The following is a 13197-nucleotide window of genomic DNA, read 5'->3' on the forward strand; positions in this document are numbered from 1 at the left end:
GGGAACGGACATGACCACCGACATCTGGGCCTGGGTGCGCGACACCCACCAGCAGCTGCACGCGGTCGGCCACCGGCGGCTGGCCGACGCCATGTACGAGCTGCCGGAGCACGCGACCGAGGGGCGCAACGAGCAGCTCGACGCGGTCTACCCGGAGGCCGTCGCCTCCGCCCGGGCCCTCGGCCTGCCCTGGGTCGAGGTCTACCTGCGGCACTGGCGGATGCAGAACCTGCTGAACAAGCGGCAGCAGGGCGAGTCCGTCCTGCCCGAGGTGGTCGACCTGCTGGACTTCGCTCACCGGGAGGAGACGGCCGACTGCCCGCAGTCCGTCTGCGTGGTGCAGGACTTCGCGATCTGCCACGCCCGGGTCGACGGCCCCGGGTACGTGCGGGAGCGCCTCGACGTGGTCGGCGAGACGCTGGACCGGATCGAGCCCGGCCGCGCCTGCTTCGACTGCCTCTCCCGCGAGTACGCCGACGCCCTGGAGGACGACGGCCGGCCCGCCGACGCCCTCGCCCACCTGGACACCGCCGCCGCCCGGATGCGGACCGCGGGCCAGCAGGTCTCGCTCCGCTTCCACCGCGCCCGGGCCGGCACCCTGCACCTGCTGGGGCGGCACGAGGAGGTGCTCGCCCTGCTGGACACCGCCGACCGGGCGGCCAGGGCCCGGGGCGAGGAGCTCGACGAGAGCGACCGGCGCTCGGGCGCCGTGCAGCGGGCCCGCGCGCTCGCCTCGCTCGGGCGCACCGAGGAGGCGCTCGCCCTGCTGCCCGAGCGGGCCGAGGCCGAGCGGCACGCAGACCTGCGCCAGAGCTGGACGGAGACGGTCGAGCTGCTGATCGCGGCCGGTGCATGGGGGAACGACGCCGAGCTGGGCGCCGTGCTGGCCGGCTGGGTCGGCTACCTGGACGGCACCGGCTCCCACCGCCCCTGCGTGGACCTGCTGCTGGCGGCCGGTCGGCTGGCGCTCGCCCGCGGCGCCCGTACGGTGGCGCTCACGCTCGCGGCCACCGGGGAGCGTAAGCTCGCCCAGTTGCGCCGCACCGCCGGCGTGGCCGAGCAGGTCGCAGCCCTGCGCGCGGCCGCCGAGGCACTGCCGGTGCCCGAGCTGCCCGTCCCGCCGGGCGAACTGACGACACACCTGGCCGAGGCCCGGGTGCCCTTCGAGACCGGCGCCGACCTGCTCTCCGTCGCCCTGGACCGGTACCGGGGTGAGCAGGCCGGCGCCACCGACCTGGCCGTGCTGCTGGCCAACGTGCTCGGTGGCCTCGGCCACGCCCGGGCCGCCGCCGAGCTGCTCTGGCAGCGGCTGGACGCCGACCCGGGCAGCGAGCAGCTGACCGGCACGCTCGGTCAGGCCCTGATCGAGGCCCGGGACGCCGAGGGCGTGCGCCGCCTCGCCGACCGGCTGGCCGCGACCAGCCCGGCCGACGGACACTGGATACGCGCCCGCTGGGCCGCCGCCGAGGAGCGCTGGGCCGAGGTGCTGGAGCAGTGCGAGGCGATCCTGGCGCTGGAGGCGAGCCGGATCAACACCCGGCGGCTGGCCGCCGCCGCCGCGACCGAGCTGGGCGACCACGCCACCGCCCAGCGCCTCTACCAGGAGCTGCTGGAACACGCCCTGCCCGCCGAGGAGGCGGGGGAGGACGAACTCCACCGGACGGTCCAGGAACCCGACCTCTGGCACCTGATCACCGCGGCCACCGCCAACCGGGACTGGGCCGTGGTCCGCTCCACCGGCGCGCGCATCGGCATCGAGTTCGACGAGCCCGACGGCCCGGTGGACGAGGAGTGGCAGCTGATCAACGTCCGCGCCACCCGCGCCAACGGCACCAGGGCCGACCTGCCCGCCGTCCGGACGGGCCCGGCCACCGCCCGGATCCTGCCGGTGCTCGGCGCGGACCTGACGCTCAACCACGGTGACGTGGTGGTCTTCGCCCCGGCCCTGCTGGAGCGCCCGCCGGCGGAGGACGCCGCCGAGGAGGAGCGGGAGGAGTGGCGCCCCACCTTCGGGCTGCTGACCCTGCTCGACCCGGCCGGCTACACCACCTATTGGATCGACGGCGTCCGGCCGGGGGACGAGGCCTGGGCCGCTTTCCGGGACGCGCTGCGGGCGGCCGGCTACGCGGTCTGGGTGTACAGCGGGGAGCAGTACCGGCTCTCGGACCCGGAGCGGGAGGACGGCGACCTGCCCGGCGTCTATGCCGCCCTCGGCCTCCCGCCGACCGCCTCGGCCGAGCGCGCCGACGCGCTGCTGCACGACCTGACGGCCGGCTGGGAGCACCCGGTGACCTGGCTCGACCTGGCCGACGCGGCGGGGGCGGACCTCCGACGGCACACCGAGATCATCGAGCGCTACGACATCTGAGCCGCAGGCGGTCCGGTCCCCCGGCCCGGTCGGCCCCGCGCGGCGGGCCGGGGAACCATTCCGGATCCGGGCGAGTCTTTTCAACGGACCAGGTCGGCTACCTGTTCGGGTACTTCCCCCGGGCGGATCCCCTTCGTCCGGGACACCGTCGCGGCCGTCCTGGTCGGCATCGCGCTGGTCTCGGGGATCCCGGTGGCGGTCGAGCTGCTCCGGGCCCGCCGCTCCGGCGCGGAGCATGCCGCCCGCCACCGCGCCGGGTAGGCGCCCGGGCCCGCCGCCGCGGGACGTCTCGTACATGTGCGTCCAGCTGTTCGATCAGGCAAGGTGTAACCCGAGATCGAACGGTGGCCGGCGGCCACCAGGGGCGGCAAGGAGCGGAAGTGCCTAAGCGGGGCCGACCGGGTGCGGGCAAGCGGGCGAGGGGAGGCCGGGCGGTCCGCCAGGTGGGGCAGACACCTCCCCGGCCTGTGCACCCCGCCGAGGCGCCGCCCACCGAAGGCCTGCTCGGTCACCCCGCGCCGCCCGTCGAGCCCACCATCGAGGTGCCGCTGGCCCCACCGGTCCCGGAGAGCAGGGGCCTGCTGGCCCCCGAACCGGAGCCCGCGCCCGAGCCGCGGGTCGAACCGCAGCCCGAACCGCAGCCCGGGCCGTCGCCGGAGCCGCCGCTGGAGCCGCACCCCGAACTGACCGTCGACCTGCGCCCCCGGGACGCGGCTCCCCAGGACACGGCCCCCGGGCGCCCGGCCGCCGAGCGCCCGGGCCGCCGTCGTTCGGTCGCCGAGGACACCCTCACCCCCGAGGAGTGGCGCGCGGCCGGCTACACCCCGCCCACCGGCATCCCGGTCCCCGAGCTGACCGTCGGCGCCCCCGGGGAGGTGCCCTGGCCGGACCGGATGCGCACCCTGCTGCGCACCCCGATGTCCGAGCGCCCCGCCTTCGAGCGCACCGCCCGCGAGATGCACCCCTCCGCGGGCACTGCCCGCAACGTCCCGCGCATCCTCGACCTGACGCTGCGCATCGGCGAACTGCTGCTGGCCAGCGGCGAGGCCGCCGAGGACGTCGAGGCGGCCATGCTCGGCATCGCGCACGCCTACCGGCTGGACCGCTGCGAGCCGCAGGTGACCTTCACCCTGATCGGCATCTCGCACCAGCCCTCGCTGGTCGAGCCGCCGGTCACCGCCGACCGCGTGGTGCGCCGCCGGACCTCCGACTACACCCGGCTGAACGCGGTCTACGAGCTGGTGGCCGACATCACCGCGGAGAAGGTGACGGTCAACGACGCCTACCGCCGGCTGGCCCTGATCCGCCGCAACCGGCACCCCTACCCGGCCTGGCTGCTCGCCCTGACCACCGGTCTGCTGGCCGGCGCGGCGACCTTCCTGGTCGGCGGGCGGCTCGACGACAAGGCCTGGCTGGTCTTCGGCAGCGCCTTCGTCGCGGCCGTCCTCGGCGACCGGCTGGCCTCCGCGCTGGCCCGGCGCCGGCTGCCGGAGTTCTACCAGTTCGTGGCGGCCGCGATGCCGGCCGCCGCCTCGGGCATCATCCTGTCCTTCAATGACTGGGGCCTGCGCGGCTCGGTGGTGATCACCGGCGGCCTGTTCGCCCTGCTCCCCGGGCGCGCCCTGGTCGCCGCCGTCCAGGACGGCCTGACCGGCTTCTACATCACCGCCGCGGCCCGGCTGCTGGAAGTGATCTACCTGGTCGCGGGCATCGTGATCGGCGTGATCATGATCCTCTACCTGGGCGTCGGCTTCGAGGCGAGGCTCAAGCCGGACGAGAGCCTGGTGGGCATCAGCTACCCGCCGGTGCAGATGGTCGCCGCGATGGTGCTGACCCTGGCCTTCGCGATGCTGCTGCAGACCGACCGCCGCACCCTCGCGCTGGTCACCCTCAACAGCGGCATCGGCTGGGCCAGCTACGGCGCGCTGGTGTACAACGCGCACGTCAACCCGATCGCCGCGACCGGGGTGGCGGCCGGACTGGTCGGCCTGTTCGGCCAGCTGATGGCGCGCTACCGCAACGGCTCGGCGCTGCCGTACGTGACCGCCGCGATCGGCCCGCTGATGCCGGGTTCGGCGCTCTACCTCGGGATGCTCGCCTTCGCCCAGGGGCACTCCAGCACCGGCCTGGTGTCGGTGTTCCGGGCGGCGGCGATCGCGATGGCGCTGGCGATCGGGGTGAATCTTGGTGGTGAGATCGCCCGGCTGTTCCTGAAACTGCCGGTGGGCGCCGAGCTGCCCTCGCTCTACCCGGCGGTGCCGCGCCGGGCGGCCAAGCGCACCCGGGGGTTCTGACCGGGGCCGGCGCATTCGGGCCGGCACTGGTTTCGGGCCATGTCACGGCAGGCAGGACGCAGCACCAGGAACGAAGGTAAGACCCATGTCGACACTGCTGGACAGCTACCGCGAGCACATCGTCAACGCGCAGAAGCAACCGCTGTTCCTGCTGCTGGTCGGCTTCATCACCTCCTTCGTCTTCATCCGGTTCAGCGTGCGGATGATCCGCGCCCAGGTGCGCTGGTGGCCGGGCAACGTCACCCCCGGTGGCCTCCACATCCACCACATGGTGTTCGGCCTGGGCTTCCTGCTGGTCGGCGGCATGGGGGTGTTCGCCGCCTACGGCACGCCCCCGTGGATCGACTGGTTCGGGCTGCTCTTCGGCATCGGCTGCGGCCTGGTGCTGGACGAGTTCGCGCTGATCCTGCACCTGGACGACGTGTACTGGAGCGAACAGGGCCGCAAGTCGGTGGACGCCGTGATCTTCGGCATCCTGTTCACCGGCCTGCTGCTGATCGGGTACGTGCCGTTCGGCGCGCTGCCCGGCGAGGACACCCGCTGGGGCCTGATCACCGTGATCTCGGTGAACGCGCTGGCCTCGGTGATCACCCTGTTCAAGGGCAAGGTGTGGACCGGCCTGCTCGGGATCATGGTCCCCGGCCTGTCCTGGATCGGCGCGATCCGGCTGGCCCGCCCGAGCAGTCCGTGGGCTCGCTGGCGGTACACCACGCGCTCCCGCCGCCGGGCGCGTGCGCTCCGACGCGAACGTCTGCTGCACCGGCGTGCGGACCGTGCCCGCACCTGGCTCTTCGACCTGATCGCCGGCGCGCCCGACAAGGTGCCCGCCAACCATCCGGCCGCCCACCGGGTCGCCGAGCGGATGGCCGCGCGGGCCTCCGCCCACCTCGACGCGCACGCCGCCCGGGCGCTGGCCCGCCGCCAGGCGCGGCTGGCCGACCGCCGTTTTGCGGCGGTGGCCGGGTCGGCGGCGCACCAGCCCGCGGTGCACCCGCAGCCGGTGGAGGTGGCCGTCGGCAGCGTCCCGGGCCGCTCGGCCGCGGCGCAGCAGCGCCGCCGTACGATCCGTGCCGGGCGCAACCGGACGTACGGGGTCGGCCCGGCCGGGGCGGAGCGCCGGCCCGGGCGGCATCCCCACCTGCGGACGAGGACCCGCCGGATCCACCGGTAGTTCGTATGCCCTGTGTGCCGGACCGGAGTTGGTATCTGGTCGGATCATCGGATGGTCACCCGGTCGGTGGAGCGCGTTCGCGGTGTGAACGGCGCCGGAGTTGAGAACATGAGCGACGAATGACCGTTCTGTCACGTGATGGGATGATTCGTCGGACCTCCCGCTGTTGCCCGGCCGCCGCCCGCCCGCGCGCAGATCGGCATCCGCCGCCGTCCCCTCCGGACCCGTGAGAAGGGATGTCTCGTGGCGTGCAGGATCCTGCCGACCCTCCTGTTGTCCCTCACCGCCCTGCTCGGGCTGCTCCCCGCCGCCCAGGCCGACCCGGCGGACCCTGACCCGGCGACCGGCCGGCCACCGGGCGGTCAGCCGTCGGAAGTCCGGTCCCCGTCCGTCCGGTCCCCGGCTGGGCAGGCCCCGGCCGGGCAGCCCCCGGTCGGCCAGGACCCGTACCCGTCCACCGAGGAGATCGACCGCTCCCGCACCGAGGCCGACGGCAAGGCCGTCTCCGCGGCCGCACTGGAAGCGGCGCTCACCGCCGCCCGGGCCGAACTCGACCGGGCCGGCCGCAGCGCCGAACAGGCCGTCGAGGCATACAACGGCGCCCGGCTCGCCCTCACCCGGGCCCGCACCGAGGAGACCGCCGCCAACCGGCGCGCGGCCGCCGCCGAGACCGAGCGCTCCGAGGCCGCCGAGGACGCGGCCCGGCTCGCCGCCGAGACGTACCGCCAGGGCGCGGGCGCCGAACTGTCCGCCCTCAACGCCCTGCTCGGCGCCCACGGCCCGCGCGAGGCCGGCGACCGCGCCGCCGCGGTCGGCGTGGTCAGCGAGCGCACCCGGCAGATCCTGGACGCCGCCACCTCCACGGCCGCCGCCGCCCGCAGTGCCTCCGCCGCCGCCCGCACCGCCACCGAGGCCGCGGAGAAGGCCGCCGCCGAGGTCGGCGCGGCGAGGACCAGGGCGCAGCAGCGGCTCGCCGCCCAGCAGGGCGAGGTCGCCGCCGCCGACCGGCGCCGGGAGCGGCTGCTCGCCGAGCTGGCCGCGGCCCGGAACACCACGGTCGAGCTGGAGCGCGAACGCCGCGAGGCACTGGAGGCGATCGCCGCCCGGGAAGCGGAGGCGGGGGCGGCCGCCCGCGCCTCCGCCGAGCAGGCCGCCCGGGATGCCGAAACGGCCGCGGCCGCCGCCAGGGCCCAGGCGGTACTGCCCGAGCCTCGCCTCTGGTCGGCCGAGGGCGCGGCCGCCGCCGTGGCCTTCGCCAAGTCCAAGATCGGCCTGCCCTACGTCTGGGGCGGCGAGGGGCCGGAGGGCTACGACTGCTCCGGGCTGACCATGATGGCCTGGCGTGAGGGCGGCAAGCAGCTCAACCACTTCGCGGCCGACCAGTACGCCCAGTCCACCCCGATCGGCTACGGCCAACTGCGCCCCGGTGACCTGGTCTTCTGGACCGACACCGGCCGCGCCGCCGACATCCACCACGTCGGCCTCTACATCGGCGACGACCAGATGATCGAGGCCCCGCGGGTCGGCATGCCGGTCAAGCAGGCCAGCCTCTGGATCATGGGCATCCCGGACTACTACGCCCGGCCCTAGCCAGGGCCCGGGAGCCGACCGGCCCGTGCTCACGGCCGGCCGGTCGGCTCCCGGACGGGGGGAGCGTGACCACGTCCTTCGCCTCCCGCGCCGGCTCCGGGGCGGGGGTGACCAGGGCGTCGGCCTGGAGGCGGGTCGGCGCGAGGTGCTCGGCGGCGGGGGTGTCGGGGTGGCCGGGCTGCTCGGCGGTCGTCCAGGCGGTGGGCTGCAGGACGCGGTCGCCGAGCAGCCGGCTCCGCGGGGCGCGCACCCGGTCGGGGGCGCGGTCGGCGTCCCGCCTGGTCGGCTCGCCGTCGTGCCCGAGCCGGCACGGGAGATGTCGGACCGGCTCCCGCGCCGATGTCGGTGGCCCGCGTTAGCGTGGCCGCTCCGAACACTTCTGAGGAGGCGTCGTGCACCTGCGGAACGTCGAACCGGGCGACGCCGAGGCGTACGTCCGGATGCGCTGTGACGAGGGGATGATGGCCGAGCTGGGCGGCCCGCTGCCCCGGGAGAAGGTGGAGGCGCGGCTGCGCAAGGACCTCGCCCTGGTGGCGGCGGACAGCGCCTGGATCAAGGTGATCGTGCCGGACGGCGACGCCGGGCCGGGCGGGGCGGCCGGTCTGGTCACGCTCTGGCAGGACGAGGAGGACGGCGTCACCGTCTCCGAGATCGGCTGGATGGTGCTGCCCGGGTTCCAGGGCCGCGGTCTCGCCAAGGCGGCGGTGCGGCAGGTGCTGGACGCCGCCGCGGCGGACGGCCGCTGGGGCGAGGTGCACGCCAACCCGGGGGTGACCAACGGCCCGTCCAACGGGATCTGCCGTGCGCTCGGCTTCCGGCTGCTCGGCCAGCGGGACCTCGACTTCGCGGACCGGATCCTGCGCACCAACCACTGGGTCGTGACGCCCGGGCGGCACGACGGAGCGCGGGCCGGGTCGGGCACCGAATAATTCGAATGACGCCCCAGGTCGGCGGCCGTACGGTGGCTCGATGGGCAAGAGCATCGACGACACGGCCGTCGACACCGTGAACGGGGTCCAGGTCAGGGCCGTCTCCGTGGACGAAGTGGAGGAGTGGAACCGGGCGCTCAACTTCGGCTTCCTGCGGCCGCACGCGGGCGTCGCGCCGGACCTGCGCCGTCGGCAGTGGCAGCCGGGCCGGATGGTGGCCGGCTTCGACGGCGAGCGCCAGATCGCCACCTTCCGCAGCTTCGACGTCGAACTGACCGTCCCGGGCGGGGCCGTGGTCACGGCCGACGCGATCACCAACGTCACGGTCAGCTCCACCCACCGCCGCCGGGGCGTGCTCAGCGCGATGATGCGCCGGGACCTCGCCTCCGCCGCCGAGCGTGGCTGCGCGGTCGCCATCCTGGCCGCCGCCGAGTACAACATCTACGGCCGTTTCGGCTTCGGCCCCGCCACGTGGGGCTCCGGCTGGCGCATCGACCTGGGGCGCACCAGCGGTCTGCGCGAGGGCCTGCCCGGCGTGCCCGGCGGCCGGATCGACTTCGTGACGCTCGCGGAGCAGCGCGAGCTCGGCGCCGAGCTGTACGACCGCTGGAGGCTCACCCAGCCGGGCGCGATCGCCCGTGACGGGATCTGGTGGGAGCGCAACACCAATGTGATCCAGGTGCCGGGCGACAGCTTCAAGGAGCCGTTCGCCGCCGTCCACCGGGACGCCGACGGCGGGGTCACCGGGATGGTGGTCTACCGGATCGACAACAAGTGGGAGGGCGCCCTCCCCGCCGGCACGCTCACCGTGCACGACTTCCTCGCCCTCGACCTGCCGACCGCCGTCGAGCTGTGGCGCCTGGTGCTGTCCGTCGACTGGGTGCGCAAGGTGGTGGTCCAGGGCGTCTCCCCGGACGACCCGCTGCCGCTGCTGCTCCAGGACCCGCGCGCGGCCGTCCCGGACGAGGCGAACGCCGACCTCATGTGGCTGCGGCTGCTGGACGTCGGGGCCGCCTTCGGCGCCAGGACGTACGGCGCCGCGGGCCGGGTCGTGCTGGAGGTCGAGGACCGGCTCGGCTACGCCTCCGGCCGTTTCGCGATCGAGGTCGCCGAGGACGGCACCGGCCGCTGCACCCGCACCACCGACGACGCCGATCTCGCCCTGGGCGCCGGCGCGTTGGGCTCGCTCTACCTGGGGTCCGAGACGGCCCCGAGGCTGGCTGCGGCCGGACTGCTCACCGAACTGCGCCCGGGCGCGGCGGCCGCCGCCGATCTGCTGCTGCGCACCCCGCTGCGGGCCTGGACGCCGACCGAGTTCTGAGCCGCCGGCGACCACGGCGGAGGCCGGCCCGCGGATCGCGGGCCGGCCTCCGGGGTTCCACAAGTCCTGCGAGCCGCGGTCTACTTCACCGCGGTCTTCCCGATGGTGGGGAGGATGAAGTCCTGGATCAGCCCCTTGGCGTCCCGCACGATGGGCCGGAACACCCGGTAGCGCGACAGGTTGATCAACCGGGCGGCCATCGGCGTCGAGCGCCGGACGAACTCCCTGGTCCGCTCGGTGTCCTCGGTCCGGTCGAAGACCCAGTAGAGCACCACGACCATCAGGTTCAGCCAGAGCACGTCGGGCAGCAGCTCGACCAGTTCGGCGTCCAGCTTCGGCGCCAGGTCGGAGCCCTGGAGGACGTCGCGGAACAGTTCGACGGCCGTCGCCCGAGCGGGGTGGGACTCGTTGGAGAACGGGCTCAGCGAACTGGTCGGGTCGGCCGCCGTGCGGAAGAACTGGGCGGCGAACTCGTGGTACGGCGCGGCCGTGTCGAGCCAGGAGGTCAGCGCGATCTGGAGCCGCTCGGAGAAGTCCCGGGTGTGGGCCATGCGGCGCCTGGCGTCGGCCGCGTGGTCGTGGGTCATCCGGTCGTAGAACCCCTGGATCAGGAATTCCTTCGCGGAGAAGTAGTAGTAGGCGTTGCCGACCGACACGCCCGCCTCGGTGGCGATGGCGCGCATCGTGGTCTTCTCGTAGCCCCGCTCCTGGAACAGCCGCATGGCCGTCTCCAGGATCAGCGCCCGGGTCGCCTCGCTCTTGTCTGTCTTGGGCTGGGCCCGGCCGCCGGGCATGGGCCCGCCGTCCGTGCCGGGTGCGGCCGAGGCGTCGGCCGCACCCTTCCCGCCGTCCGTTCGGTTCGTCGCTGCCAGGTCGTCCACGGGCAGAGCCTAACCGGAGACGACGCTCCACCCGGTGTCGGTGCTGTCGGTGCTCGCGGCACCGGATGCCCCCTCCGCACCCGGTGCCACGCCCACCGCCCCCATCTTTTCGAACGCGTTCAAAAGCTCGGCAGAACTGTAGGCGTTGAGGTTGAACATGTTCAACTCCATCTCTGTGGGAGGCTCGTCACATGACCGGATCAGGGCGGATCACCATTCGGCACGGCGGAGAGCGGGATGCCGTGCACGTCGCGGACCTGCACACCGAGAGTTGGTGCACCAGCTACCGCGGGATCGTCCCCGACGAAGCGATCGGGGACGGACTGGCCGTCCAGCGGCGCGAGCTGTGGGAGCTGCGCCTGACGGTCGACTACGGGACGCCGGAGAACACGCCCGTGTTGCTGATCGCCGAACGGGCCGGGGAACCGGCCGGGTTCGTCTACCTGGTGCCGCAGCCCGACGGCGGGGTGCTGGTGGACAACCTGCACGTCCGCCCGGGCCTCACCGGCGGTGGGATCGGCCGGGAGCTGCTGGCGGCAGCCCGCGCCGAGGTCGCCGCGCGGTACCCCGGTGCCGACCTGTACCTGGAGGTGCTGAGCGCCAACACCCGCGCGATCGCCTTCTACGAGCGGGAGGGCGGTGTGCGGATCAGGGCGCAGGAAGGGGAGTTCCCGGGCGGGTACCTGCTGCCCGAGTACGTGTACGCCTGGCCGGCCGGGCCCGGGTCAGCGCCCGGCGCCGCCACGGCCGACTCGGCTCGACCGGCTTGACCGACTCAGCCGACCTGACCGGCTCAACTCGACCGACTCGACCGACTCGACCGACTCGACCGACTCGACCGGTTCGGCCGGGTCAGTCGACGTCGTAGACCGTCACCGGCACGCCGCGCGCCGTCAGCCGGTCCGCTATCAGCGGCGCGACCTTCGACCAGCGCCCGCCCGCCAGTCCGCAGCCGATCCGCGGCATGTGGACGGAGGCGCCGAGTTCGAGCGCGTGCTCGGCGAGCGCGGCCAGCCCGGTGTCGATGGCCTCGTACCGCACCGGCACGCCGGTGGAGCGCCCGGTCCGGATGCCGCGCTGGCCGACCAGGTTGGCCACCCAGACGTACGGCTCGACCTGCACCATTTGCAGGGCGCCGAGGCCGAAGTCGTTCTTCGCCCGCTCCCGGTGCCAGCGTCGGAACGCGGCCTCGGGCTCGGGCCAGCGTCTGGAGAGCGCGAGCACGAAGCCCTTTCCCCAGCCGCCCAGATCGTTGCAGACGTGCGCGATCACCTTCACGCCCTTGCCACGGGGCGTGGTGGCATCGCCTCGGACGTAGGTGATTTCCGCCATGCCTAGAAGTTAGACGGAGGCACTGACAACCCGCTCGGCATTTTCCCGCACCCCCGCCGCGCGCAGGTGGCGCCGCCCGGCCAGGGCGATCAGCAGGGCGAGCGCGGCCGCTCCGGCGGGCAGGACGTAGCCGGTGCCGGGCGCGGCGTGCTCGGCGACCGTTCCGGCGAGCGCGGCCCCGGCCGAGATGCCGACCACGATGCCGGACACCGCCACCGCCATCCCCTCGTTGAACTGCCGCTGCGGCAGCAGCTCCTGAATCAGCGTCATGCCGGTCACCATGGTCGGCGCGGTGGCCGTGCCGGCCGCGAACAGCACCGCGCCGAGCACCGCGAGCCCGGCTCCGCCCAGCCCGGCGGCGAGCGGCAGCAGCAGGACCCCGGCCATCGCGGCGGCCCCGACCAGGAAGCGCACCCCGGGCGCCCGACGCGGCGTCAGCAGGCCGAACACCAGCCCCGCCACGCAGGACCCGGCCGCGACCAGGGCCAGCAGCGCACCGGCCGCGGCCTTGTGGCCGAGCGAGTCCGCATAGGCGACGGTGGTGATCTCGGTCGCGCCGAAGACCGTGCCGGTGGCGAGGAAGGTCAGCACCAGCACCCGCAGCCCGGGTACCCGCAGCGGGGAGCCGTGCCGCTGACCGGCGGGTACACCGACGGGCAGCGGCGGTTCGGTGCGCCGCTGGGCGGCGAACAGCAGGGCGCCGGTGGTGCCGAGGGTTCCGGAGGCGAGCAGCCCGGCCTCCGGGGCGAGCGTGGTGCAGAGCAGCATCGCGAGCACCGGACCGGCCATGAAGCAGAGTTCGTCCATCGCCTGTTCGAAGGAGTTGGCCAGGTGCCGGGCGGCCTGGTCGTCCCGGTACAGGTGCGCCCAGCGGGCCCGGGCCATGCCGCCGAGGTTCGGCGCGGCCGCGCAGGCGGTCCAGCAGGCGTACAGCGTCCAGTCCGGTGCGCCGAGCCGTACGCAGAGCAGCAGGGCGAAGAGCGGTACGGCGTTGTACAGCGCGGCCGGAACCGCGACCCGCGACTGGCCGTACCGGTCCACCAGGCGCCCGAGCAGCGGCATCCCGAGCGCGCCGGTGACCAGCCCGGCCGCCGAGACCGTCCCGGCCAGCGCGTAGGACCCGCGCCGTTCCGCGAGCAGCACCACCAGCGAGACGCCGTTCATGGACAGCGCGAGCCGACCGAGCAGCCCGGCCAGGGTGAAGGCGGTGGCGCCGGGGGCGGCGAACAGCCGGCGGTAGGAGGCGAGGAGGGCGCGCGGGGGCAAACGGGCTCCTGGGACACGGGGCGGGAGGGGATGCCCCAAGCCTCG

At 74.5% G+C, this 13197-nt stretch carries 12 protein-coding genes; 7 read left to right on the forward strand and 5 right to left on the reverse strand.

Going from position 1 to position 13197, the window contains the following annotated elements:
• Nucleotides 1-10 precede the first annotated feature (10 nt).
• The 4 genes from BOQ63_RS25210 (at nucleotide 11) to BOQ63_RS25225 (ending at nucleotide 7423) form a co-directional block, all read left to right on the forward strand.
• On the forward strand, nucleotides 11-2368 hold the full coding sequence (locus BOQ63_RS25210) for a hypothetical protein (protein WP_072655012.1): 2358 nt from the start codon (nucleotides 11-13) through the stop codon (nucleotides 2366-2368).
• Nucleotides 2369-2748: 380 nt separating this feature from the next.
• Nucleotides 2749-4662 carry a threonine/serine exporter family protein gene (locus BOQ63_RS25215; protein WP_223886039.1) on the forward strand — a complete coding sequence of 638 codons (1914 nt, stop codon included), beginning with the start codon at nucleotides 2749-2751 and terminating at the stop codon, nucleotides 4660-4662.
• An 85-nt stretch (nucleotides 4663-4747) separates the two neighbouring features.
• Nucleotides 4748-5833 (forward strand): hypothetical protein, encoded by a 1086-nt coding sequence (locus BOQ63_RS25220; RefSeq protein ID WP_198429381.1) that lies wholly within the window; start codon nucleotides 4748-4750, stop codon nucleotides 5831-5833.
• Nucleotides 5834-6076: 243 nt separating this feature from the next.
• Nucleotides 6077-7423: a C40 family peptidase gene (locus tag BOQ63_RS25225; protein ID WP_150476109.1), complete on the forward strand. Its 1347-nt coding sequence runs from the start codon at nucleotides 6077-6079 to the stop codon at nucleotides 7421-7423.
• On the opposite strand, the gene BOQ63_RS25230 is transcribed toward BOQ63_RS25225, so the two are convergent.
• On the reverse strand, nucleotides 7389-7673 hold the full coding sequence (locus BOQ63_RS25230; RefSeq protein WP_143174772.1) for a hypothetical protein: 285 nt from the start codon (nucleotides 7671-7673) through the stop codon (nucleotides 7389-7391). The two genes, BOQ63_RS25225 and BOQ63_RS25230, sit on opposite strands and share 35 nt — an antisense overlap.
• Before the next feature lie 142 nt (nucleotides 7674-7815).
• On the opposite strand from BOQ63_RS25230, the gene BOQ63_RS25235 reads away from it, so the two are divergent.
• Together BOQ63_RS25235 and BOQ63_RS25240 are read left to right on the forward strand one after the other, a co-directional pair.
• A complete protein-coding gene (locus BOQ63_RS25235) occupies nucleotides 7816-8352 on the forward strand; it encodes a GNAT family N-acetyltransferase (RefSeq protein WP_030555039.1) in 537 nt (178 codons plus the stop codon).
• 40 nt (nucleotides 8353-8392) lie between these two features.
• Nucleotides 8393-9673: a GNAT family N-acetyltransferase gene (locus BOQ63_RS25240; RefSeq protein WP_046386116.1), complete on the forward strand. Its 1281-nt coding sequence runs from the start codon at nucleotides 8393-8395 to the stop codon at nucleotides 9671-9673.
• 80 nt (nucleotides 9674-9753) lie between these two features.
• On the opposite strand, the gene BOQ63_RS25245 is transcribed toward BOQ63_RS25240, so the two are convergent.
• Complete coding sequence (locus BOQ63_RS25245; protein ID WP_223886040.1) at nucleotides 9754-10554, reverse strand: TetR/AcrR family transcriptional regulator; 801 nt, start codon at nucleotides 10552-10554, stop codon at nucleotides 9754-9756.
• A gap of 9 nt (nucleotides 10555-10563) precedes the next feature.
• Nucleotides 10564-10713: a hypothetical protein gene (locus BOQ63_RS25250; protein WP_157846604.1), complete on the reverse strand. Its 150-nt coding sequence runs from the start codon at nucleotides 10711-10713 to the stop codon at nucleotides 10564-10566.
• A 32-nt stretch (nucleotides 10714-10745) separates the two neighbouring features.
• Between BOQ63_RS25250 and BOQ63_RS25255 the strand changes: the two genes are divergently transcribed.
• Nucleotides 10746-11324, forward strand: a complete 579-nt coding sequence (locus BOQ63_RS25255; RefSeq protein WP_046386115.1) for a GNAT family N-acetyltransferase — start codon at nucleotides 10746-10748, stop codon at nucleotides 11322-11324.
• Between the two features lie 82 nt (nucleotides 11325-11406).
• On the opposite strand, the gene BOQ63_RS25260 is transcribed toward BOQ63_RS25255, so the two are convergent.
• A complete protein-coding gene (locus BOQ63_RS25260) occupies nucleotides 11407-11886 on the reverse strand; it encodes a macro domain-containing protein (protein WP_030288491.1) in 480 nt (159 codons plus the stop codon).
• Nucleotides 11887-11895: 9 nt separating this feature from the next.
• Nucleotides 11896-13152: an MFS transporter gene (locus tag BOQ63_RS25265; RefSeq protein WP_072655015.1), complete on the reverse strand. Its 1257-nt coding sequence runs from the start codon at nucleotides 13150-13152 to the stop codon at nucleotides 11896-11898.
• Nucleotides 13153-13197 lie beyond the last annotated feature (45 nt).

The organism is Streptomyces viridifaciens (assembly GCF_001888885.2).
Lineage (GTDB): Bacteria > Actinomycetota > Actinomycetes > Streptomycetales > Streptomycetaceae > Kitasatospora > Kitasatospora aureofaciens.

What these genes read in the sequence shown, in the direction of transcription:
- BOQ63_RS25240 (WP_046386116.1), top strand. Translation starts at nt 8,393, where the DNA reads ATGGGCAAGAGCATCGACGACACGGCCGTCGACACCGTGAACGGGGTC.
- BOQ63_RS25255 (WP_046386115.1), top strand. Translation starts at nt 10,746, where the DNA reads ATGACCGGATCAGGGCGGATCACCATTCGGCACGGCGGAGAGCGGGAT.
- BOQ63_RS25210 (WP_072655012.1), top strand. Translation starts at nt 11, where the DNA reads ATGACCACCGACATCTGGGCCTGGGTGCGCGACACCCACCAGCAGCTG.
- BOQ63_RS25250 (WP_157846604.1), bottom strand. Translation starts at nt 10,713, where the DNA reads ATGTTCAACCTCAACGCCTACAGTTCTGCCGAGCTTTTGAACGCGTTC.
- BOQ63_RS25220 (WP_198429381.1), top strand. Translation starts at nt 4,748, where the DNA reads ATGTCGACACTGCTGGACAGCTACCGCGAGCACATCGTCAACGCGCAG.
- BOQ63_RS25260 (WP_030288491.1), bottom strand. Translation starts at nt 11,886, where the DNA reads ATGGCGGAAATCACCTACGTCCGAGGCGATGCCACCACGCCCCGTGGC.